The 22,268-nt window shown below is 59.7% G+C and carries 20 protein-coding genes; 15 read left to right on the forward strand and 5 right to left on the reverse strand.

Annotated features, from left to right (window positions below; translation table 11 throughout):
• Nucleotides 1-31: 31 nt before the first annotated feature.
• Both BM110_RS06165 and BM110_RS29260 read right to left on the reverse strand, forming a co-directional pair.
• Nucleotides 32-2,440, reverse strand: coding sequence for a DNA translocase FtsK (locus BM110_RS06165; protein ID WP_071491891.1), 2,409 nt, complete (start codon nucleotides 2,438-2,440; stop codon nucleotides 32-34).
• Nucleotides 2,415-2,657, reverse strand: a complete 243-nt coding sequence (locus tag BM110_RS29260) for a hypothetical protein (RefSeq protein WP_139212897.1) — start codon at nucleotides 2,655-2,657, stop codon at nucleotides 2,415-2,417. Before BM110_RS29260 ends, BM110_RS06165 begins: the two co-directional genes overlap by 26 nt.
• Before the next feature lie 282 nt (nucleotides 2,658-2,939).
• On the opposite strand from BM110_RS29260, the gene aat reads away from it, so the two are divergent.
• The 3 genes from aat (at nucleotide 2,940) to infA (ending at nucleotide 4,702) form a co-directional block, all read left to right on the forward strand.
• On the forward strand, nucleotides 2,940-3,620 hold the full coding sequence (gene aat / locus BM110_RS06170; protein WP_071491892.1) for a leucyl/phenylalanyl-tRNA--protein transferase: 681 nt from the start codon (nucleotides 2,940-2,942) through the stop codon (nucleotides 3,618-3,620).
• Nucleotides 3,621-3,675: 55 nt separating this feature from the next.
• Entirely contained in the window at nucleotides 3,676-4,383 is a 708-nt protein-coding gene (locus BM110_RS06175; RefSeq protein ID WP_071491893.1) for an arginyltransferase, read from the forward strand.
• A gap of 100 nt (nucleotides 4,384-4,483) precedes the next feature.
• Complete coding sequence (infA, locus tag BM110_RS06180) at nucleotides 4,484-4,702, forward strand: translation initiation factor IF-1 (protein ID WP_002553999.1); 219 nt, start codon at nucleotides 4,484-4,486, stop codon at nucleotides 4,700-4,702.
• Nucleotides 4,703-4,885: 183 nt separating this feature from the next.
• Here the strand turns inward: infA and clpA are convergent, their stop codons facing one another.
• Together clpA and clpS are read right to left on the reverse strand one after the other, a co-directional pair.
• Nucleotides 4,886-7,156, reverse strand: a complete 2,271-nt coding sequence (gene clpA / locus BM110_RS06185) for an ATP-dependent Clp protease ATP-binding subunit ClpA (RefSeq protein ID WP_071491894.1) — start codon at nucleotides 7,154-7,156, stop codon at nucleotides 4,886-4,888.
• A gap of 29 nt (nucleotides 7,157-7,185) precedes the next feature.
• Nucleotides 7,186-7,554 (reverse strand): ATP-dependent Clp protease adapter ClpS, encoded by a 369-nt coding sequence (clpS, locus tag BM110_RS06190; protein WP_071491895.1) that lies wholly within the window; start codon nucleotides 7,552-7,554, stop codon nucleotides 7,186-7,188.
• 218 nt (nucleotides 7,555-7,772) lie between these two features.
• Between clpS and cspD the strand changes: the two genes are divergently transcribed.
• Complete coding sequence (gene cspD / locus BM110_RS06195; RefSeq protein ID WP_093512762.1) at nucleotides 7,773-8,039, forward strand: cold shock domain-containing protein CspD; 267 nt, start codon at nucleotides 7,773-7,775, stop codon at nucleotides 8,037-8,039.
• A 76-nt stretch (nucleotides 8,040-8,115) separates the two neighbouring features.
• Here the strand turns inward: cspD and icd are convergent, their stop codons facing one another.
• Nucleotides 8,116-9,372, reverse strand: coding sequence for an NADP-dependent isocitrate dehydrogenase (gene icd / locus BM110_RS06200; protein WP_028616796.1), 1,257 nt, complete (start codon nucleotides 9,370-9,372; stop codon nucleotides 8,116-8,118).
• A 493-nt stretch (nucleotides 9,373-9,865) separates the two neighbouring features.
• Between icd and BM110_RS06205 the strand changes: the two genes are divergently transcribed.
• The 11 genes from BM110_RS06205 (at nucleotide 9,866) to BM110_RS06255 (ending at nucleotide 22,211) form a co-directional block, all read left to right on the forward strand.
• A complete protein-coding gene (locus BM110_RS06205) occupies nucleotides 9,866-12,091 on the forward strand; it encodes an NADP-dependent isocitrate dehydrogenase (protein WP_093512764.1) in 2,226 nt (741 codons plus the stop codon).
• Nucleotides 12,092-12,316: 225 nt separating this feature from the next.
• On the forward strand, nucleotides 12,317-12,763 hold the full coding sequence (locus BM110_RS06210) for an NUDIX hydrolase (protein WP_093512766.1): 447 nt from the start codon (nucleotides 12,317-12,319) through the stop codon (nucleotides 12,761-12,763).
• Between the two features lie 59 nt (nucleotides 12,764-12,822).
• Nucleotides 12,823-13,947: a tRNA 2-thiouridine(34) synthase MnmA gene (mnmA, locus tag BM110_RS06215; RefSeq protein ID WP_071491899.1), complete on the forward strand. Its 1,125-nt coding sequence runs from the start codon at nucleotides 12,823-12,825 to the stop codon at nucleotides 13,945-13,947.
• On the forward strand, nucleotides 13,944-14,567 hold the full coding sequence (hflD, locus tag BM110_RS06220) for a high frequency lysogenization protein HflD (RefSeq protein ID WP_016969254.1): 624 nt from the start codon (nucleotides 13,944-13,946) through the stop codon (nucleotides 14,565-14,567). The genes mnmA and hflD overlap by 4 nt, the downstream gene beginning before the upstream one ends.
• 125 nt (nucleotides 14,568-14,692) lie before the next feature.
• Nucleotides 14,693-16,063: an adenylosuccinate lyase gene (gene purB, locus BM110_RS06225; protein WP_071491900.1), complete on the forward strand. Its 1,371-nt coding sequence runs from the start codon at nucleotides 14,693-14,695 to the stop codon at nucleotides 16,061-16,063.
• 84 nt (nucleotides 16,064-16,147) lie between these two features.
• Nucleotides 16,148-17,314, forward strand: coding sequence for a ribosomal protein uL16 3-hydroxylase (locus BM110_RS06230; protein ID WP_093512768.1), 1,167 nt, complete (start codon nucleotides 16,148-16,150; stop codon nucleotides 17,312-17,314).
• The gene (locus BM110_RS06235) at nucleotides 17,307-17,729 is read left to right on the forward strand and encodes a GNAT family N-acetyltransferase (RefSeq protein ID WP_093512770.1); all 423 of its coding nucleotides are present in this window, start codon (nucleotides 17,307-17,309) and stop codon (nucleotides 17,727-17,729) included. Before BM110_RS06230 ends, BM110_RS06235 begins: the two co-directional genes overlap by 8 nt.
• A gap of 229 nt (nucleotides 17,730-17,958) precedes the next feature.
• Entirely contained in the window at nucleotides 17,959-18,696 is a 738-nt protein-coding gene (locus BM110_RS06240) for a secretin N-terminal domain-containing protein (RefSeq protein WP_071491903.1), read from the forward strand.
• 491 nt (nucleotides 18,697-19,187) lie between these two features.
• The gene (aceA, locus tag BM110_RS06245; protein WP_093512772.1) at nucleotides 19,188-20,513 is read left to right on the forward strand and encodes an isocitrate lyase; all 1,326 of its coding nucleotides are present in this window, start codon (nucleotides 19,188-19,190) and stop codon (nucleotides 20,511-20,513) included.
• 599 nt (nucleotides 20,514-21,112) lie between these two features.
• The gene (locus tag BM110_RS06250) at nucleotides 21,113-21,526 is read left to right on the forward strand and encodes an NADH-quinone oxidoreductase subunit A (RefSeq protein ID WP_003219575.1); all 414 of its coding nucleotides are present in this window, start codon (nucleotides 21,113-21,115) and stop codon (nucleotides 21,524-21,526) included.
• Between the two features lie 10 nt (nucleotides 21,527-21,536).
• Nucleotides 21,537-22,211, forward strand: a complete 675-nt coding sequence (locus BM110_RS06255) for a NuoB/complex I 20 kDa subunit family protein (RefSeq protein WP_003174719.1) — start codon at nucleotides 21,537-21,539, stop codon at nucleotides 22,209-22,211.
• The last annotated feature ends 57 nt before the right edge of the window (nucleotides 22,212-22,268 follow it).

The following is a 22,268-nucleotide window of genomic DNA, read 5'->3' on the forward strand; positions in this document are numbered from 1 at the left end:
GACGCGCCGCGTGCTGTCACGCGGCGCGGGATCAGTCGCGCATCTGCCCGGGGGCAATGACTTCACGCGAGCCGTTGGTGTTCATTGCGGTCACGACGCCAGCGTTTTCCATGGCTTCGATCATACGAGCGGCACGGTTGTAGCCGATTTTCAACTTGCGTTGCACCGCGGAAATCGAGGCTCGACGGCTTTCGAGCACGAACGCCACGGCTTCATCGTACAGCGCATCGGTCTCGGCATCATCGTCGCCACCGCCGCTGCCGCCATCGAAGCCGCTGCCGGCTTCTTCCACGCCCGCGAGGATGTCATCGTTGTACTCCGGTGCGCCGCGCAGTTTCCAGGCTTCCACCACACGATGCACTTCATCGTCGGAAACAAAGGCGCCGTGCACCCGGATCGGCAGGCTGGTGCCCGGCGGCATGTAGAGCATGTCGCCATGGCCGAGCAGTTGTTCGGCGCCCCCCTGGTCGATGATGGTCCGCGAGTCGATCTTGCTCGACACCTGGAACGCCATGCGCGTCGGGATGTTGGCCTTGATCAGGCCGGTGATCACGTCCACCGACGGCCGCTGGGTGGCAAGGATCAAGTGAATACCGGCGGCACGGGCCTTCTGGGCAATACGCGCGATCAGCTCTTCAACCTTCTTGCCGACAATCATCATCATGTCGGCGAATTCGTCGACCACCACCACAATGGTCGGCAGCTTGGTCAGCTTTGGCGCTTCGTCGTGAATGCTTTCGCGCCGGTACAACGGATCGTCGATGGTCTCGCCGCGTTCCTGGGCTTCCTTGATCTTGGCGTTGAAGCCCGACAGGTTACGCACGCCCATCTTCGCCATCAGCTTGTAGCGGCGCTCCATCTCGGCAACGCTCCAGCGCAGGGCGTTGGCGGCGTCCTTCATGTCGGTGACCACCGGGCACAGCAGGTGTGGAATGCCTTCGTAGATCGACAGTTCCAACATCTTCGGGTCGATCATGATCAGCTTGGCGTCTTCCGGGCCGGACTTGAACAGGATCGACAGGATCATCGCGTTCACCCCCACCGACTTACCGGAACCGGTGGTACCGGCGACCAGCAGGTGGGGCATCTTCGCCAGGTCGGTGATCACCGGCTTGCCACCGATGTCATGGCCCAGGGCCAGGGTGACCGGCGACTTGAAGTTGTCGTACTCGGGCGTCGACAGCACTTCGGAGAAGCGCACGATCTGGCGGTCTTCGTTGGGAATCTCGATACCCACGGTGGTCTTGCCGGGAATGACTTCCACCACGCGCACGCTGGTCACGGCCAGGGAGCGGGCCAGGTCTTTCGCCAGGTTGGCGATGCGGCTGACCTTCACACCGGCGGCCGGCTGGATTTCGTAACGGGTGATCACCGGGCCGGGATGGATGGAGTCCACCGAGACTTCGACGCCGAATTCCTTGAGTTTGATTTCCAGCAGGTGGCCGACGGCCGCCAGGGACTCTGGGGAATAGTTGAGTTGTTTCTTTTCGGCCGGGTCGAGGATCGAGATCGGCGGCAAGGTGCCTTCGACGGCGCTGTCGATGAACAACGGCGCCTGTTTCTCTTTCTGTACGCGATGGCTCGGTTCGGCCGGCTTGGGCGGCGCGGGAGCAATCACTGGCGGCACCTGCTTCTCGCGGTCCGACATGTGCTTGCTCAAGGCCTGTTCGCGTTCGATCAGGCGTTCCTTGACCTTGGCCTGCTCACGCCGGTCCGGTGTGCTCGGGGCCACCACTTCGTTGACACGGGTGTCGACCTCACGCAGTTGGGCCACCATGCGCTTGCGGTCGACACGGGCCGCCCACCAGCGATTGGCGGCGCCCTGGAACAGCTCCAGCAGGTCGAGGGTGATCTTGCCGGTCACGTCCATCACCTTGAACCATGACAGGTCGGTGAACACGGTGAGGCCGAACAGGAACAAGGCGATGAACATCAGGGTACTGCCCTGGATATTCAGGGTCCGGCGCGCCAGGTCGCCGAGGCTTTCGCCCAGCGCACCACCGGCGCCCGCCGGCAGGCCGGTGGGTGCATGGAAATGGATATGCGCCAGCGCCGCGCCGGACAACACCAGGAACACCAGGCCGATCAGGCGCCAGGAGAACAGCCAGCCGCTCCACTGCCACGGCTCATGGCGCTGGCGGAAGATCTGCCAGGTCTTGATCGCCAGCAGCAACGGGAAGATATAGGCGAAGTAACCCAGCACCATGAACAGGATATCGGCGCTGTAGGAACCGGCAGGGCCACCGAAGTTCTGCACGTCTTCGATCTTGCTGTTGTGGCTCCAGCCCGGATCGTCCTTGCCATAGGTCAGCAAGGCCATCATCAGGAACAGGCACAGCGCGCCGATCGCGATCAGCGCACCTTCCTTGAGGCGATAATGCAGGTGCTGGCGCCAGGCCGGCACGACTGCTGCTTTAGGTGTTGCGGCGGATTTCTTCAAAACGGGTCTTTTCCTGCGCCTTTAGCGCGTCCATCTGTTGAATGACTGCAAATACTGCCCAATCCGAGCAGCTGAAAAATGAACGAGCGTCGTTGAATCTACTGTTTAACACCGGACTATTGCTGGATGAAATGACGATAACGCCACAATGGCCGCATTGTACGGGTTTGTGTCCCTGATGCCACGCCGCTTGGCGCTCTTCCAGCAGCATAGCCAATTGTGTGTCACAAGATGTTCAATTTGAGCATGCATTGTCTTTGCTGACAAAGGCTTATGAGCTGTTTTTACCAATCGAGGCAAGCTTGGCAAATGGCCTGCATGGAACAGACCCGATTACGACCACGCCCCCGGCATAGAGTTGCAGAAACACCTGCTCACGCTAATCCACCTTAATGTCCGATCCGGGCTGGTCCGATGGCGCCAGGTCGACAATAATCAGCACTGCCGCCGCAGGTGTCATTCCTGCCACTCCCCTCCCCTTCCGTAAAGCCTGGATGCCATGCTGACCTGGTTACAACGCGATTCACTGACTTTCCCCCCACTGGCCAAGGCCATGCGCGAACCCAATGGCTTGCTCGCCGCCGGCGGTGATCTCAGCGCCGAACGGCTGATCCAAGCCTACCGTCATGGCTGCTTCCCCTGGTTTTCTGAGGGCCAACCGATCCTCTGGTGGTCGCCCGACCCACGCACCGTGATATTCCCCGACGAACTGCATGTATCGCGCAGCCTGGGCAAACTGTTGCGCCAACAGCGCTACAGCGTGACCTTCGACCAGGACTTCGCCGCCGTCATCCAGGCCTGCGCGGCGCCACGCGCCTATGCCGATGGCACCTGGATCACCGAAGGCATCCAGAGCGCCTACTTGGAACTGCACCAGCGCGGCTACGCGCATTCGGTGGAGGTCTGGGACAAGGGTGAACTGGTAGGCGGCCTCTACGGCCTCGCAATGGGCCAGCTGTTTTTTGGTGAGTCCATGTTCAGCCGCGCGGACAACGCTTCGAAATTCGGCTTTGCCACGCTGACCCATCAATTGCAGGCCTGGGGCTTTGTGCTGATCGACTGCCAGATGCCCAACGATCACCTGCACAGCCTGGGTGCCCGCGCCATATCCCGCAGCGACTTCGCAGGGTTCCTGCACGACCATCTGGACCAGCCCAACGCCGGACCGTGGGTTTCCTAGGCGACATCCGCGCTCCTGGCTTACACTTATTTCAAAGCTTATCCGAGGGTTGATCATGACCGAGTTGGCGCGTTTGAAGTTTTATGCCACTCAACCCCACTCTTGCAGCTATCTGCCCGACGAGCAGGCCACCACGCTGTTCCTCGACCCCAGCCAGCCTATGGACGTGCATGTGTATGCCGACCTGTCGGAGATGGGGTTTCGGCGCAGTGGCGACCATCTGTACCGGCCGCATTGCCAGAACTGTAATGCCTGCGTGCCCGCACGCATCCCCGTTGCGCAGTTTCTGCCGGACCGCAACCAGAAACGCATCCTCAAGCGCAACGCCGACCTGACGGTGACGTCGGCCAAGCCGCGCTTCACCGAAGAATATTTCGACCTTTACCAGCGCTACATCGAACAACGCCACGCTGACGGCGATATGTTCCCGCCCAGCCGCGATCAGTTTTCCACGTTCCTGGTCCGCGACCTGCCCTTCTCGCGCTTCTACGAATTTCGTGCGGACGGCCGGCTGGTGGCTGTCGCGGTGACCGATCTGTTGCCTAACGGCCTGTCGGCGGTCTACACCTTCTATGAACCCGCCGAAGAACGCCGCAGCCTGGGACGCTTTGCGATCCTCTGGCAGATTGGCGAAGCCTTGCGCCAGGAACTGGAGGCGGTGTACCTCGGCTACTGGATCAAGAACTGCAAAAAGATGAACTACAAGACCCAATATCGGCCCATTGAACTGCTGATTAATCAAAGATGGGTCGTGCTTAACTAGAACCCCTTGGCTTGAACACCCTTTTTCGGGCACAATGCACGCCGCTTTTGCCTGGCGCAGTTGCACCGGGCCATTCACTGGATACCGAGGGCTTTACTGCATGTCGAAAGAAGACAGCTTCGAAATGGAAGGCACTGTCGTCGACACCCTGCCCAACACCATGTTTCGTGTGGAGTTGGAAAATGGGCACGTCGTAACCGCGCATATCTCCGGCAAGATGCGCAAGAACTACATTCGTATTCTTACCGGTGACAAAGTGCGCGTCGAGCTGACGCCCTATGACTTGAGCAAAGGGCGCATCACTTACCGCGCTCGCTAAGCAAGTCAATACAAAACGCCCGGTTATGCCGGGCGTTTTTGTGTGCGTGCTATTTACCAAGTGCCACAACCCAATGCGGGAGGGGGCTTGCTCCCGATAGCGGTGAATCAGTCACCCATGTAGCGACTGAAACACTGCTATCGGGGGCAAGCCCCCTCCCACATTGAAGCTCGCCGCTATGGATCAGGCCATTTCAGCTGTAGTTTCAAACTCGAAGGTCAGCTCGCCGTCCTTCAGGTCGATGTGCACTACGCCACCATGGTCGGAAAGCTCGCCAAACAGGATCTCTTCGGCCAGCGGCCGCTTGATCTTGTCCTGGATCAGACGCGCCATTGGGCGTGCGCCCATTGCCGCATCGTAGCCGCCTTCGGCCAGCCAGCTGCGCGCCGCGTCCGTGACCTCCAGCTGCACGCGCTTGTCTTCCAACTGCGCCTGGAGCTCGGTGAGGAACTTGTCCACCACGCTCTTGATAACCTCATGGCTGAGGCGACCAAACTGGATAATGGTGTCCAGGCGGTTGCGGAACTCAGGCGTGAAGCTCTTCTTGATGACTTCCATCGCATCGGACGAGTGATCCTGATGCGCGAAGCCAATGGAAGCCCGCGCGGCCGTTTCGGCACCGGCGTTGGTGGTCATGATCACGATCACGTTGCGGAAATCCGCCTTGCGCCCGTTGTTGTCGGTCAGGGTCCCGTGATCCATCACCTGCAACAGCAGGTTGAAGACTTCAGGGTGGGCCTTCTCGATTTCATCGAGCAGCAGCACGCAATGCGGTTGCTTGGTGATCGCCTCGGTCAACAGGCCGCCCTGGTCGAAACCGACATAACCCGGAGGCGCGCCAATCAGGCGCGACACGGTGTGACGCTCCATGTATTCGGACATGTCGAACCGCACCAGCTCGATACCCATGGCCTTGGCCAGTTGCCGGGCCGCTTCGGTCTTGCCGACACCGGTCGGGCCGGCAAACAGGAACGAACCCACCGGCTTGTCCGGCGACTTGAGGCCTGCACGCGACAGCTTGATCGCGGTGGACAGCGAGTCGATGGCCGCATCCTGACCGAACACGGTCAGCTTGAGGTCGCGCTCCAGGTTACGCAGCAGCTCCTTGTCGGAGCTGGTGACGTGTTTTGGCGGAATCCGCGCGATCTTCGCCACAATATCCTCGACCTGCGGCACGTCGATGCGTTTTACACGCTTCTCGACCGGCTGCAGACGCTGGTAGGCACCGGCTTCGTCGATTACGTCGATGGCCTTGTCCGGCATGTGCCGGTCATTGATGTAGCGCGACGCCAGCTCAGCGGCTGAACGCAGTGCTTCATCGGTGTACTCGATGCCATGGTGCGCCTCGAAGCGCCCCTTGAGCCCGCGCAGGATGCCGATGGTGTCCTCTACCGAAGGTTCGGACACGTCGACCTTCTGGAAGCGACGTGCCAGGGCACGGTCTTTCTCGAAGATGCCACGGAATTCCTGGAACGTGGTCGAGCCGATGCAGCGTATATCACCCGACGACAGCAGCGGCTTGAGCAGGTTGGAGGCATCCATCACCCCACCGGAGGCCGCACCGGCACCAATGATGGTGTGGATTTCGTCGATGAACAGGATCGCCTGCGGGCGTTTTTTCAGCTCACCGAGCAGCGCCTTGAAGCGCTTCTCGAAGTCGCCACGGTACTTGGTCCCGGCGAGCAAGGCGCCCAGGTCAAGGGAGTAGACGACGCTGTTGGCCAGCAGGTCCGGCACCTGGTTATCCACGATGCGCTTGGCCAGGCCTTCGGCAATCGCGGTTTTACCCACGCCTGCCTCGCCCACCAGCAACGGGTTGTTCTTGCGACGACGCGCGAGGATCTGCGCGACACGCTCAACCTCGAGCTCACGCCCCACCAGCGGATCGATCCGCCCCTGGCGCGCCAGTTCGTTGAGGTTGCTGGCATAGGCATCCAGTGGATTGCCCGAAGAAGAAGACTCACCGCCCTCGTCGTCCTGCATATCCTGCTCACCCTCGGAATGATCGCCGTGCCCGGGCACCTTGGAGATACCGTGGGCGATGTAGTTGACGACATCGATACGGGCAACGCTCTGCTGTTTGAGCAGGAACACTGCCTGGCTTTCCTGTTCGCTGAAAATCGCCACCAGCACATTGGCGCCCGTGACTTCACGCTTACCGGAGCTCTGAACATGGAACACGGCACGCTGAAGCACCCGCTGGAAGCCCAGGGTTGGCTGGGTCTCACGGTCTTCATCGTGGACTGGAATAAGTGGCGTTGTGGAGTCGATAAACTCCTGCAGGTCATGCTTGAGTTTGTCGAGGTTGGCGCCGCACGCACGTAGAACGGTGGCGGCAGCTTCGTTATCCAAAAGTGCCAGCAGCAGGTGTTCGACGGTCATGAACTCATGACGCTTCGAACGAGCCTCCTTGAAGGCAAGATTGAGGGTGACTTCGAGCTCGCGGTTTAACATAGCTTCACCTCATACCCAAGTGGTCGGCGTTAACCGTCCTTCTCGATTTCACAGAGTAGCGGATGCTGGCTTTCCCTGGCGTACTGGTTGACCTGCATGGCCTTTGTCTCGGCGATGTCGCGGGTAAACACTCCACATACTGCCCGTCCTTCTGTGTGAACGGCCAGCATTACCTTGGTCGCCAACTCGCGGTTCAGGTTAAAAAACACCTCGAGCACTTCGACCACGAAATCCATCGGTGTGTAGTCATCATTGAACAAAACCACCTTGTACATCGGCGGCGCCTGTAGAGCAGGCTTGGCCTCCTGAACAGCAATGCCTGCAGAACCGTCGTCATCATGTTGCTGATCCGGTCGATCCTGATTGAATGTTAGTCGAATCTGGCTGTTTGCATGCATGGAAAGAAAGGTTCGTCAGTGGTTCAAATACAGTGGTGGGGGCGACCTGTCAGAATTTCAACTCTGACCGACTGGTCGCCTTGACTATCGGCGAAACGGTGTTACAACCAATAGAACCCACATTGGGTAAAAAAGGTCCGCGCAGTCAACCTTATTTATTCGGGTTAGGACGGATAAACTGGATGATACTCCAGTGATGGAGTCTGGTGCAGAGGGATATGGGTATGGCAAGCGGTAAGGTCAAGTGGTTCAACAATGCCAAAGGGTACGGCTTCATTATTGAAGACGGCAAGGATGAAGACCTTTTTGCGCATTACTCAGCGATCAAAATGGACGGTTATAAAACGCTGAAAGCGGGGCAGCCGGTCTCCTTTGACATTATTCAGGGGCCCAAAGGCAAGCACGCGATCGAAATCAGTGCGCCAGTCACCATCGGCACAGCCAGAGAGGGCGTCGCTCAAAAATCAAAAGAGCAATTAGCCTGATCAGCCACCGAGCAGGCGCCCAATAAAAAAACCGGCCATCCCGTTTACGGTGTGGCCGGTTTTTTACCCCTGTCGCTTACATGTGCGAGATCAGCGCATCACCGAAGCCAGACGAAGACACCAGGGTGGCGCCATCCATCAGACGCTCGAAGTCATAAGTCACAGTCTTGGCAGAAATCGCGCCATTAGTGCCCTTGATGATCAAATCCGCCGCCTCGGTCCAGCCCATATGGCGCAGCATCATCTCTGCCGACAGAATCAGCGAACCCGGATTGACCTGATCCTTGCCCGCATACTTCGGCGCAGTACCGTGGGTCGCCTCGAACATCGCCACGGTATCCGAAAGGTTGGCACCCGGCGCAATACCGATCCCCCCCACTTCCGCCGCCAGGGCATCAGACAGGTAGTCGCCGTTCAGGTTGAGGGTGGCGATCACATCATACTCAGCCGGACGCAACAGGATCTGCTGGAGCATGGCGTCGGCGATAGCATCCTTGACCACCACATTCTTGCCAGTCTTGGGGTTCTTGAACTGCATCCACGGGCCGCCATCCAGCAGCGTCGCGCCAAATTCTTCAGCCGCCACCTCATAGGCCCATTCCTTGAAGGCACCTTCGGTGAACTTCATGATGTTGCCTTTGTGCACGATGGTCAGCGAGTCGCGGTCGTTATCCACTACATATTGCAGGGCTTTGCGCGCCAGGCGCTTGGTACCCTCCTTCGAGACCGGCTTCACGCCAATCCCGCAATCCTGGTCGAAACGGATCTTGGTCACGCCCATTTCTTCCTTGAGGAACTTGATCACCTTGATCGCCTCAGGCGAACCGGCCTTCCACTCGATACCGGCGTAAATATCTTCGGAGTTTTCCCGGAAGATCGTCATGTCCACGTCGCCAGGCTTCTTGACCGGGCTGGGCACGCCTTCGAACCAGCGCACCGGGCGCAGGCACACATACAGGTCGAGTTGTTGGCGCAGGGCCACGTTCAGCGAACGGATGCCGCCACCCACCGGGGTGGTCAGCGGGCCCTTGATGGAGACCACGTAATCCTTGACCGCATCCAGGGTTTCCTGGGGCAGCCAGGTGTCCTGGTCGTAGACTTGAGTTGCTTTCTCGCCAGCATAAACCTCCATCCAGGAGATCTTGCGCTTGCCGCCGTAGGCCTTTTCAACAGCGGCGTCGACTACCTTGATCATCACCGGGCTGATGTCGACACCGATACCGTCACCTTCAATGTAAGGGATGATCGGTTGGTCAGGAACATTGAGAGAATGGTCTGCATTGACGGTGATTTTGTCGCCGACTGCCGGAACCTGAATCTTCTTGTATCCCATGCTGAACTCCATCTATGGATTGAACATCTGGCTGCGTTCGAGCCTACTCCAGATAAATGGCGACTGAAACCTCGCGCCATGCTCATTTGCATCGAAAACAGCATAATTTGTCGCCTACAAGCCTGAAAGCAAAGGCAAAATCGCCAATCTTGAGCACATCGTGCGACTTTCGTCGCAATCGGGTACCTGCGACCTTTAGACCAATGGACGACACACCTTTTGTATGAAGGCTCGGCGTAAGCATAGCGACCTATGTATAATGCCGCCGCTGACCAAAGAGTCACGACGGCGGACCGCTCTAGAACACAGCCTTCCGCTACAAAGCAGGACTATTACAATAGTCCACCCGCTTGACGCTCGACTGATGCAACCCAACATCACCGCGAAGAAACCTCGACATTTCGCTCATGGATGACTTTGAACGAACGCGCTCCACCCGGCGCATCTCGAGTTTCTGCGCACGCTTTCAGCAAAGAAGAGAGTTAATCCGAATATGCCCACCCGCTCGAAGATCATCTACACCTTCACCGACGAAGCCCCGGCCCTCGCCACCTATTCACTGCTGCCTATCGTAGAGGCCTTCACCGCTTCCGCTGATATTGCCGTGGAAACCCGCGACATCTCCCTCGCCGCGCGCATCCTCGCAAGCTTCCCCGAGCAACTGGGTGCCAAGGCTATCCCGGACCACCTCGCCGAACTGGGCGACCTGGCCGTTACGCCTGAAGCCAACATCATCAAACTGCCTAACATCAGCGCCTCGACCCCGCAGCTGCAAGCCGCGATCAAGGAACTTCAGGCCCAGAGCTACGCCCTGCCGGACTACCCGGAAACCGTAACCACCGACGCGGAAAAAGAAACCCGCGCACGTTACGACAAGGTCAAGGGCAGCGCCGTGAACCCGGTACTGCGCGAAGGCAACTCCGACCGCCGCGCACCGCTGTCGGTCAAGAACTACGCGCGCAAGCACCCGCACAAAATGGGCGCCTGGACTGCCGACTCCAAGTCGCACGTCGCCCACATGAGCAATGGCGACTTCTACGGCAGCGAAAAAGCCGTACAGATCGAAGGCGCTGATGCTGTCAAAATCGAGCTGATCGCCCAGGACGGCACCGCCACCGTCCTGAAGGAAAAGACCTCGGTACAGGCCGGCGAAATCATCGACACCGCCGTGCTGAGCAAGAAAGCCCTGCGTGCGTTCATCGCCGCTGAAATCGAAGACGCCAAGAAACAAGGCGTGCTGCTGTCGGTTCACCTGAAAGCCACCATGATGAAGGTCTCCGACCCGATCATGTTCGGCCAGATCGTTGCCGAGTTCTATAAAGACGCCCTGGCCAAGCACGCCACCGTGCTGGAGCAGATCGGTTTCAACCTGAACAACGGCATCGGCGACCTGTACGCGCGCATCAAGGCCCTGCCGGCCGAGCAGCAAGCGCAGATCGAAGCTGACATCCAGGCCGTCTACGCGGCTCGCCCTGCCCTGGCGATGGTCAACTCCGACAAAGGCATCACCAACCTGCACGTGCCGAGCGACGTGATCGTCGACGCCTCGATGCCGGCCATGATCCGTGACTCCGGCAAGATGTGGGGCACCGACGGCCAGCTGCACGACACCAAGGCGGTGATCCCGGATCGCTGCTACGCCACCATCTACCAGGCGGTCATCGAAGACTGCAAGGCCAATGGCGCCTTCGACCCAACCACCATGGGCAGCGTGCCGAACGTCGGCCTGATGGCGAAGAAAGCCGAAGAGTACGGCTCCCACGACAAGACTTTCCAGATCAAGGCTGACGGCGTAGTCCGCGTCACCGACAGCAAGGGCAACCTGCTGATGGAACAGAAAGTCGAAGCCGGCGACATCTTCCGCATGTGCCAGACCAAAGACGCGCCGATCCAGGACTGGGTCAAACTGGCCGTCAACCGTGCCCGCGCCAGCAACACCCCGGCCATCTTCTGGCTGGACCCTCAGCGTGCACACGACGGCGTCGTGGTCGAGAAGGTTCAGGCTTACCTGAAAGACCACAACACCGAAGGCCTGGACATCCGCATCATGTCGCCGGTCGACGCGATGAAGTTCACCCTGGAGCGCACCCGCAAGGGCCTGGACACCATCTCGGTGACCGGCAACGTTCTGCGCGACTACCTGACCGACCTGTTCCCGATCATGGAACTGGGCACCAGCGCGAAGATGCTGTCCATCGTGCCACTGATGAACGGCGGTGGCCTGTTCGAAACCGGTGCCGGCGGTTCGGCGCCGAAGCACGTACAGCAACTGGTGGAAGAGAACTTCCTGCGCTGGGATTCCCTGGGCGAGTTCCTGGCCCTGGCTGCGTCCCTCGAGCATTTGGGTGTGACGTACAACAACCCGAAAGCCCTGGTCCTGTCCAAGACCCTGGACCAGGCCACCGGCCAGTTCCTCGACAACAACAAGTCGCCATCGCGCAAAGTCGGCAACATTGACAACCGCGGCAGCCACTTCTACCTGGCGCTGTACTGGGCTCAAGCCCTGGCCGCCCAGACCGAAGACACTGCACTGCAAGCGCAGTTCGGCGAACTGGCCAAGACCCTGACCGAGAACGAGGCAACCATCGTTGCCGAGCTCAACGCCGTCCAGGGCAAGCCAGTGGACATCGGCGGCTACTACGCGCCGAACCCGGAACTGACCAGCAAGGCCATGCGCCCAAGCAACACCCTCAATGCGGCGATTGCCAAGTTGAAGTAAGGTTGTAAGGATGCAAACAAGCCCCGGCCCTGTGCCGGGGTTTCTGTTTATGTGCCTTTTTGCTGAAAAAACCCAATCAAAATGTGGGAGGGGGCTTGCCCCCCGATAGCGGTGGGTCAGGCACAGATAGATCAACTGACACGCCCTCATCGGGGGCAAGCCCCCTCCCACACTGACTGTTATCCTGTTCCAGGACAGCACCGCATCTTAAATCCAGAGGCAACCATGACCTGGCAACCCCACATCACCGTCGCCACCCTCGTCGAAGACGACGGCAAGTTCCTGATGGTCGAAGAACTCAAGGGCGGCCGCGCCGTGCTCAACCAGCCCGCCGGCCACCTCGACCCGCATGAAACCCTGACCGAAGCCGCCATCCGCGAAACCCTCGAAGAAACCGGCTGGGACGTCGAGGCCACTGGTATCGTCGGCATCTACCTGTACACCGCCCCCAGCAACGGCGTGACCTACCAACGGGTCTGCTTCATCGCCAAAGCCCTGAAACACCACCCGGACTATCAACTCGACGAAGGCATCATCCGCGCCCGCTGGCTGAGCCGTGACGAGCTGATGGCGGTACGCGAAGACTGGCGCAGCGAGCTGATTATCCGCTGTATCGATGATTATCTGGCCGGCCAGCGCCATAGCCTCGAATTGATCCGCCCTTCTCTTTAGCCTTGAAGGCCTGAGCCTGATAGAATCGCGTCCTTTTTCAAGACACCCGTTGAAACCCTATGCGTGATCCAGCCCCTTCTGACACACAAAAGAAGCGCGTCATCGTCGGCATGTCCGGCGGCGTGGATTCTTCCGTTTCCGCCGTTCTGCTCATGGAGCAGGGTTATGAGGTGGAAGGCCTGTTCATGAAGAACTGGGAAGAAGACGATGGAACGGAATATTGCACCGCCATGGACGACCTGGCGGACGCCCAGGCCGTGTGCGACAAGATCGGCATCAAGCTGCACACCGCCAACTTTGCCGCCGAGTACTGGGACAATGTGTTCGAGCACTTCCTGGCCGAATACAAGGCCGGCCGCACGCCCAACCCGGACATCCTGTGCAACCGCGAAATCAAGTTCAAGGCGTTCCTCGACTACGCCATGATGCTCGGCGCCGACCTGATCGCCACTGGCCACTACGTGCGCCGCCGCGACATCGATGGCCGCACCGAACTGCTCAAGGGCCTGGACCCGAACAAGGACCAGAGCTACTTCCTGCATGCCGTCGGCGGCGAACAGATCGCCAAGACCCTGTTCCCGGTAGGCGAGCTGGAAAAACCCGAAGTGCGCAGGATCGCCGAGAAACACGGCCTGGCTACCGCCAAGAAGAAGGATTCCACCGGCATCTGCTTTATCGGCGAGCGCCGCTTCAGCGACTTCCTCAAGCAATACCTGCCGGCGCAACCGGGCGAGATCCACACCACCGAAGGCGACGTCATCGGCCGTCACCATGGCCTGATGTACCACACCATCGGCCAACGCCAGGGCCTGGGCATCGGCGGCTTGAAAGACGCCGGTGAAGAGCCGTGGTACGTGCTGGTCAAGGACCTGGAAAACAACGTGCTGATCGTCGGCCAGGGCAACGAGCACCCGCTGTTGTTCTCCGGCGCTCTGCTCGCTTCGGAAATCTATTGGGTCAACCCGATCGACCTGAGCACGCCACGCCGCCTGACCGCCAAAGTGCGCTATCGCCAGAGTGATCAGCCGTGCACCCTGGAAAAAACCGCCACCGGCTACCGCGCCACCTTCGATGACCCGCAACGCGCGGTCACCCCTGGCCAGTCCGTGGTGTTCTACGACGGCGAAATCTGCCTGGGCGGCGGCGTGATTGAAATCGCCGAAGCCTGGAGCCAGAAGGCATGAGCCCGACCCAGGAGCAATTGACGGCACTGGGCGGGGTGTTCCTCGCCGCGGTATTGGTGGACAAGATTGCCAAGACCGGCCAGGTCACCGAGGCCGGCCTGACCTGCATGCTCGGCAGCTTGCTGATCCGCGACCCCAAGGACACCCTGGAGGTCTACGGCGGCGACGACCTGGCGCTGCGCGAAGGTTATCGCGCACTGATCGGCGCATTGGAGCGCGACCCCAGCACCCTGCAACGCGAGCCGTTGCGCTATGCCCTGTCGATGCTCGGCCTCGAGCGTCAACTGGCCAAGCGCGAAGACATGCTGGAAACCATCGGCAAACGCCTGCCGCAGATCCAGTCCCAGGTGGAACACTTCGGCCCGGCCCACGAAAACGTGATCGCCGCCTGTGGCGCGCTGTACCAGGACACCTTGAGCACCCTGCGCCAGCGCATCCAGGTGCACGGCGACATGCGCAACCTGCAGCAACCGAACAACGCCTCGAAAATCCGCGCCCTGCTGCTGGCCGGTATTCGCTCGGCGCGGTTGTGGCGCCAGTTGGGTGGTCATCGTTGGCAGTTGGTGATCAGCCGTCGCAAATTGCTCAAAGAGCTTTACCCGTTGATGCGCAACGAATAAGTCGCAGCAACAGGCCATTTTCAAGCCGTTACGCGTAATACGCCGGTCAGTTGGCAACGGACCGGCGGATTTTTTCATGTATGATACGCGCCCCATTTCGTTGCCCGACTGTCCGAGAACACCCCATGCAGCTCTCTTCGCTCACTGCGGTTTCCCCTGTAGACGGCCGCTACGCCGGCAAAACCCAGGCCCTGCGCCCTATTTTCAGCGAATACGGCCTGATCCGTGCTCGCGTACTGGTTGAAGTGCGCTGGCTCCAGCGCCTGGCCGCTCACCCCGCCATCAGCGAAGTGCCGGCGTTTTCCGCGCAAGCCAACGCTGTGCTCGACGCTCTGGCGGAAAACTTCTCCCTGGAGCACGCCGAGCGTGTGAAGGAGATCGAGCGCACCACCAACCACGACGTAAAAGCCATCGAATACCTGCTCAAAGAGCAAGCGGCCAAGCTGCCGGAACTGGCCCAGGTCAGCGAATTCATCCACTTTGCCTGCACCAGCGAGGACATCAACAACCTGTCCCACGCCCTGATGCTGCGCGAAGGCCGTGATGACGTGATGCTGCCGCTGATGCGCCAGACCGCCAATGCCATCCGCGAACTGGCCATCCGCTTTGCCGACGTGCCGATGCTGTCGCGCACCCACGGCCAGCCGGCGTCGCCGACCACCCTGGGCAAAGAACTGGCCAACGTGGTGTACCGCCTGGAACGCCAGATCGCTCAAGTCGCCGCCGTACCGCTGCTGGGCAAGATCAACGGCGCCGTAGGCAACTACAACGCCCACCTGTCGGCCTACCCGGAGATCGACTGGGAAGCCAACGCCCGCGCCTTCATCGAAGACGAGCTGGGCCTGGGCTTCAACCCCTACACCACGCAGATCGAACCGCATGACTACATTGCCGAACTGTTCGACGCCATTGCGCGCTTCAACACCATCCTGATCGACTTCGATCGCGATATCTGGGGCTACATCTCCCTGGGCTACTTCAAGCAGCGCACCATTGCCGGTGAAATCGGTTCGTCGACCATGCCGCACAAGGTCAACCCGATCGACTTCGAAAACTCCGAAGGCAACCTCGGCATTGCCAACGCCCTGTTCCAGCACTTGGCCAGCAAGTTGCCGATCTCCCGCTGGCAGCGCGACCTGACCGACTCCACCGTGCTGCGCAACCTCGGCGTGGGCTTCGCTCACAGCGTGATCGCATACGAAGCCAGTCTGAAGGGCATCAGCAAGCTTGAGCTCAATGAGCAGAAGATCGCCGCTGACCTGGACGCATGCTGGGAAGTCCTGGCCGAACCAATCCAGACCGTGATGCGCCGCTACAACATCGAAAACCCGTACGAAAAGCTCAAAGAGTTGACGCGCGGCAAGGGCATCAGCCCTGAAGCACTGCAAACTTTCATCGACGGCCTGGACATGCCAGCCGCCGCCAAGGCCGAGCTGAAACTGCTCACCCCGGCCAACTACATTGGCAACGCTGTAGAGCAAGCCAAGCGCATCTGATCATCGCAAGACCCTTTGAGACGCCCGGCCGCGCCGGGCGTTTTTATTCCAGTCTGAAAAGTGCTTTTTTTCAATAGGTTACACATGAATCCTGATATCCCTCTTCAACTTCTGGGCGGCATCACGGCACGGGAATTCCTGCGCGACTACTGGCAGAAAAAACCGCTGCTGATCCGCCAGGCCATCCCTGATTTCGAAAGCCCGATCGACGCCGACGAACTGGCCGGCCTGGCGCTGGAAGAAGAAGTCGAGTCGCGCCTGGTGATCGAGCATGGCGAGCGCCCGTGGGAGCTGCGTCGCGGCCCGTTCGCCGAAGATGCCTTCAGCACCCTGCCCGAGCGCGAGTGGACCCTGCTGGTACAGGCGGTCGACCAGTTCGTGCCGGAAGTGGCCGAGTTGCTGGAGCAGTTCCGCTTCCTGCCGAGCTGGCGCATCGACGATGTGATGATCAGCTTCGCCGCACCGGGCGGCAGCGTTGGCCCGCACTTCGACAACTACGACGTGTTCCTGCTGCAAGCCCAGGGCAAGCGCAACTGGAAGATCGGCCAGATGTGCAGCTCCGAAAGCGCGCTGCTGCAGCACGCCGACCTGCGTATCCTCGCCGAATTCGAAGAAAGCGCCGAGTGGGTCCTGGAACCGGGCGACATGCTTTACCTGCCGCCGCGCCTGGCGCACTTCGGCATTGCCGAAGACGACTGCATGACCTATTCCGTGGGCTTCCGTGCACCGAGCGCGGCCGAAGTGCTGACCCACTTCACCGACTTCCTCAGCCAGTACCTGACCGACGAAGAGCGCTATACCGACGCTGACGCCCAGCCGGTCAGCGACCCGCACCAGATCCAGAGCGACGCCCTGGACCGCCTCAAGAGCCTGCTGGCCGAGCACATGAGCGATGAGCGCATGCTGCTGACCTGGTTCGGCCAGTTCATGACCGAACCGCGCTATCCTGAACTGGTGGCCGGCGAAGAGTTGGGCGAAGACGACTTCATCAGCAGCCTGCAGGACGGCGCCATCCTGGTGCGCAACCCGAGCGCACGCCTGGCCTGGTCCGAAGTGGACGACGATGTGTTGCTGTTTGCCAGCGGCCAGAGCCGTTACCTGCCGGGCAAGCTGCGTGAACTGCTGAAGCTGGTGTGTTCGGCCGATGCGCTGCACAGCGAGAACCTGGGCGAATGGCTGGCAGACGAAGACGGTCGCGACCTGCTGTGTGAATTGGTCAAGCAAGGAAGCCTGGGATTTGCCGATGAATAGGATTCACGTAAGTGTCGCGGACTGGCAAAAGGATATCGCCGAGATTCGGCGCATTCGTGAAGCGGTGTTTATCGCTGAACAATCGGTTCCACCGGAGCTGGAGTGGGACGCGGACGACGCCGGCGCAGTGCATTTCCTTGCATTCGAAGGTGATTTTCCGATCGGTACCGCCCGCCTGCTACCCAGCGGCGAGATTGGCCGCGTGTCGGTCCTCAAGGACTGGCGCGGGCTGAAGGTCGGCGACAAGCTGATGGAAACGGTGATTAGCGTGGCCGAACAACGTGGCCAGACCAGGCAGTTCCTGAGTGCGCAGGTGTATGCAGCACCGTTTTATGAGCGGCTGGGCTTCAAGATCGTCAGTGACGAATTTCTTGAAGTCGGGATTCCGCATGTGGATATGGTGCGCGAGGGCTGATCCGAGATCGCGTCGCTGCCATCGGGGGCAAGCCCCCTCCCACTTTTTGACCGAGTAAGTCCTTTGGAATGCGGCCAAGTGTGGGAGGGGGCTTGCCCCCGATAGCCATTTCAGCAACACCAACAATGCCCTGCCATGCCAGGGCATTTTGCCGTCTACGATTCAACTTGCACCCGGCCAGGCCGACAAACTGGCACTATCCAGCCTTTGACTCGCAGAGATAACGGACATGTCCCTACGCACCCTGCTCACCGCCCTCCTCCTGACCGCCAGCGCCGCGGCCATGGCCGACACCGAAGTCGTCAACCTGAGCAACCGTACCAGCGCCGACCTGCTGCCAGTGGCACAGAACTTCATCGGCAAGGACGGCACCGTCAGCGCCTACGGCAACCAACTGATCGTCAAGGCCGACCCCGGCAAGATCCAGGACCTGCGCGCCCTGCTTTCCCAGCTGGATACGCCGGCCAAACGCCTGCTGATCACCGTCGACACCAACGAAAACAACCAGCAGAACACCGGTGACAGCCAGACCCGCATCATCAGCTACGGCACCACCAGCCGCGACGGCGGCGTCCAGCAGATCCAGGCCAGTGAAGGCGTGCCCGCGCTGATCCAGGTCGGCCAGAGCGTACCGCTCACCACCACCCAGCAGGACAGCTATGGCCGCCTGCAGAACCAGACCCAGTATCGCAACGTGACCCAGGGCTTCTACGTGACCGCCAGCGTCACCGGCGAGACCGTACACCTGGCGATCAGTACCAACCGTGACCGCATGAGCCAGGAGCGTCCCGATGTAGTGAACGTACAGAGTACCGACACAACCGTCAGCGGGCGCCTGGGTGAATGGATCACCCTGGCCGGCATCAATCGCGAGACCCAGGCCGACAAATCCTCTGCAACCCGCAGCTACTCTACTCAGGGCCGCGATGACCTGACAGTACGGGTCAAGGTCGACACCCTGAACTGAAGCACCAAAAACTGACTGACGAGTCGTATTAGACTAAAGATGTAGTGCTTGAAAAAAAGCACTACAAAACATTTGACGATCCAAAAAAGCATGGGCATGATGGCCTCGCTCCCGCTAATCAGAGGCCCTGGCAAGGGCCTTCGGATCGTCGCTCCAAGCTACCCACCCGAGCCGATTCGTGTCTGTACCGCCCACAAGGCGTGTTTGACGAGGTTGCGACTGGAACGAAGTTGTCCCGAGGGACGGAAGCTAACCAGGTAACCCGGCTACACGCTGTTGAACACCCGAGGGCCCACGACGCCCGGAGACTGTTCTCGGTCCACCTGTACCTGCTCCACCCTCTCGCCAATCGTTCATCCCGTCGCATTCCCCGTCAGACCCGACATGACCGCCTAAGCTTCTGGTCAGCGAGCAGCCCTGCCCACGCATTTGAATGCAGGGCTGGCAAATGGATTTTTCCACCACACGAAGACGCGACGAGGTTTACTTCCATGGCACTGACACGCGAACAGCAAATTGCAGCCCTCGAGAAAGACTGGGCTGAAAACCCACGCTGGAAAGGCGTGACCCGCGCTTATTCCGCTGCTGACGTCGTCCGCCTGCGTGGCTCGGTTCAACCTGAGCACACCTTTGCAAAACTCGGCGCCGAGAAGCTGTGGAACCTGGTGACACAAGGTGCCAAGCCGGCCTTCCGTCCCGACAAAGATTTCGTCAACTGCATGGGCGCCCTCACTGGCGGCCAGGCAGTCCAGCAGGTGAAAGCCGGTATCCAGGCGATCTACCTGTCCGGCTGGCAAGTGGCGGCGGACAACAACTCCGCTGAATCCATGTACCCCGACCAATCGCTGTACCCGGTGGACTCGGTGCCGACCGTGGTCAAGCGCATCAACAACTCGTTCCGTCGTGCCGACCAGATCCAGTGGAAAGCCGGCAAGAACCCGGGCGATGAAGGCTACATCGACTACTTCGCGCCGATCGTGGCCGACGCCGAAGCCGGTTTCGGCGGCGTACTCAACGCCTACGAACTGATGAAGAGCATGATCGAGGCTGGCGCTGCCGGCGTGCACTTCGAAGACCAGCTGGCGTCCGTGAAGAAATGCGGCCACATGGGCGGCAAGGTACTGGTTCCGACCCAGGAAGCCGTACAGAAACTGACCGCTGCCCGCCTGGCCGCTGACGTTGCCGGCACGCCGACCATCATCCTGGCGCGTACCGATGCCAACGCGGCTGACCTGCTGACATCGGACTGCGACCCGTACGACCAGCCATTCGTGACTGGCGAGCGCACCCAGGAAGGTTTCTATAAGGTACGTGCCGGTCTCGACCAGGCCATCGCCCGCGGCCTGGCCTACGCGCCGTATGCCGACCTGATCTGGTGCGAAACCGCCAAGCCGGACCTGGACGAAGCCCGTCGCTTCGCCGAAGCGATCAAGAAGGAATACCCGGACCAACTGCTGTCCTACAACTGCTCGCCTTCCTTCAACTGGAAGAAGAACCTGGACGACGCGACCATCGCCAAGTTCCAGCGCGAACTGTCCGCCATGGGCTACAAGCACCAGTTCATCACCCTGGCCGGCATTCACAACATGTGGCACAGCATGTTCAACCTGGCGCACGACTACGCCCGCAACGACATGACCGCCTACGTGAAGCTGCAGGAGCAGGAGTTCGCTGACGCCGCCAAGGGCTACACCTTCGTGGCACACCAGCAGGAAGTGGGCACCGGCTACTTCGACGACATGACCACCGTGATCCAGGGCGGCACCTCGTCCGTGACCGCGCTGACCGGTTCGACCGAAGAAGAGCAGTTCCACTGATTGACTGAGTACACGGCCACTGCAGCCCCAGGGAAGACCTAACCGCAGTGCCGCACAAAGATCACGCCCCGACCTGTTCGGGGCGTTTTTTTGCCCCGTGAAAAACCTCCCTGTCAAAATGAAGATCAACCTGTGGGAGGGGGCAAGCCCCCTCACACACTGGAAATGCCGACGAGGCTCTGGATTTTGTGCAAAACATTGATCCAGAGCGGTATTTGCAGGGATCAAATCGGTTAAAAGATCCCCGTCGGCAACTAAGCGGTATTCAACCAAGTAACAGCAACTTCCCCCGCCCCACCACACACACCCGCTTAAAACCCGCGCAAACAATATTCATTATCATTTAGCTCGTGAAAACTTCGTTACCGGTTAAACAAAACACATTTGATTAAATGCCCGCTAATGCCCGCCACACAAGGGCTGCAGCCCCAAGAAGGTGCACTATGTGCTTATTCCATCGAATAATTTCGCTATCGGAATTTTACTTGCCCGGTGTTTAGCCATAAAATCACCGCGATTGATTGCAGTGCGACATATCGTCACTGCATCGTTACTTTTTCGAGCTCAGAGACCTTTGCTCTCTGTTAAGGATTTCCAGCATGACCGAAGCGACAGGACTCATGGCCCACAACTGGGGCTTTGCCATTTTCCTCCTCGGTGTTGTCGGCCTCTGCGCCTTCATGCTCGGTGTTTCCAGCCTCCTCGGGTCAAAAGCCTGGGGCCGCAGCAAAAATGAACCGTTCGAGTCCGGCATGCTGCCTACAGGTGGCGCCCGCTTGCGGCTCTCAGCCAAATTCTATCTGGTCGCGATGCTGTTCGTGATCTTCGATATCGAAGCCCTCTTTCTCTTTGCCTGGTCTGTGTCCGTCCGCGAAAGCGGCTGGACCGGATTCGTCGAAGCCCTCGTTTTCATAGCAATTCTGTTGGCAGGTCTTGTCTACCTATTCCGAGTGGGCGCCCTTGACTGGGCTCCGGAAGCTCGTCGTAAGCGGCAAGCGAAGCTGAAACAATGAGGCTTTGGCGATGCAATACAATCTCACCAGGATCGACCCGGATGCTCCTAACGAGCAGTACCCCATCGGCGAGCGGGAAACCGTTTCCGACCCGTTAGAAGACCAAGTCCACAAAAACATCTACATGGGCAAGCTGGAAGACGTGCTGAGTGGCGCGGTCAACTGGGGGCGTAAGAACTCCCTGTGGCCGTACAACTTCGGTCTTTCGTGCTGCTACGTGGAAATGACCACCGCCTTCACGGCGCCCCACGACATCGCGCGCTTTGGCGCCGAAGTTATCCGGGCCTCGCCGCGCCAGGCGGATTTCATGGTTATCGCCGGCACCTGCTTCATCAAGATGGCGCCGATCATCCAGCGTCTCTACGAGCAAATGCTCGAACCGAAGTGGGTTATCTCCATGGGTTCGTGCGCCAACTCCGGTGGCATGTACGACATCTATTCCGTCGTTCAAGGGGTGGACAAGTTCCTGCCCGTGGACGTCTACGTGCCTGGCTGCCCGCCTCGCCCTGAAGCGTTCCTGCAAGGCTTGATGCTATTGCAGGAATCGATTGGCAAGGAGCGTCGCCCGCTTTCCTGGGTCGTCGGCGATCAAGGCGTATACCGCGCCGAGATGCCCTCGCAAAAGGAACAGCGCCGCGAACAGCGTATCGCAGTCACCAACCTGCGCAGCCCCGACGAAGTCTGATCCAGCACCGCTTCTTTTATAGAACGAACACCTGGCTTCATTCTTTACGTTGACCGA

The sequence above is a fragment of the Pseudomonas sp. NFPP28 genome (assembly GCF_900115535.1).
Taxonomy (GTDB): Bacteria; Pseudomonadota; Gammaproteobacteria; order Pseudomonadales; family Pseudomonadaceae; genus Aquipseudomonas; species Aquipseudomonas extremorientalis.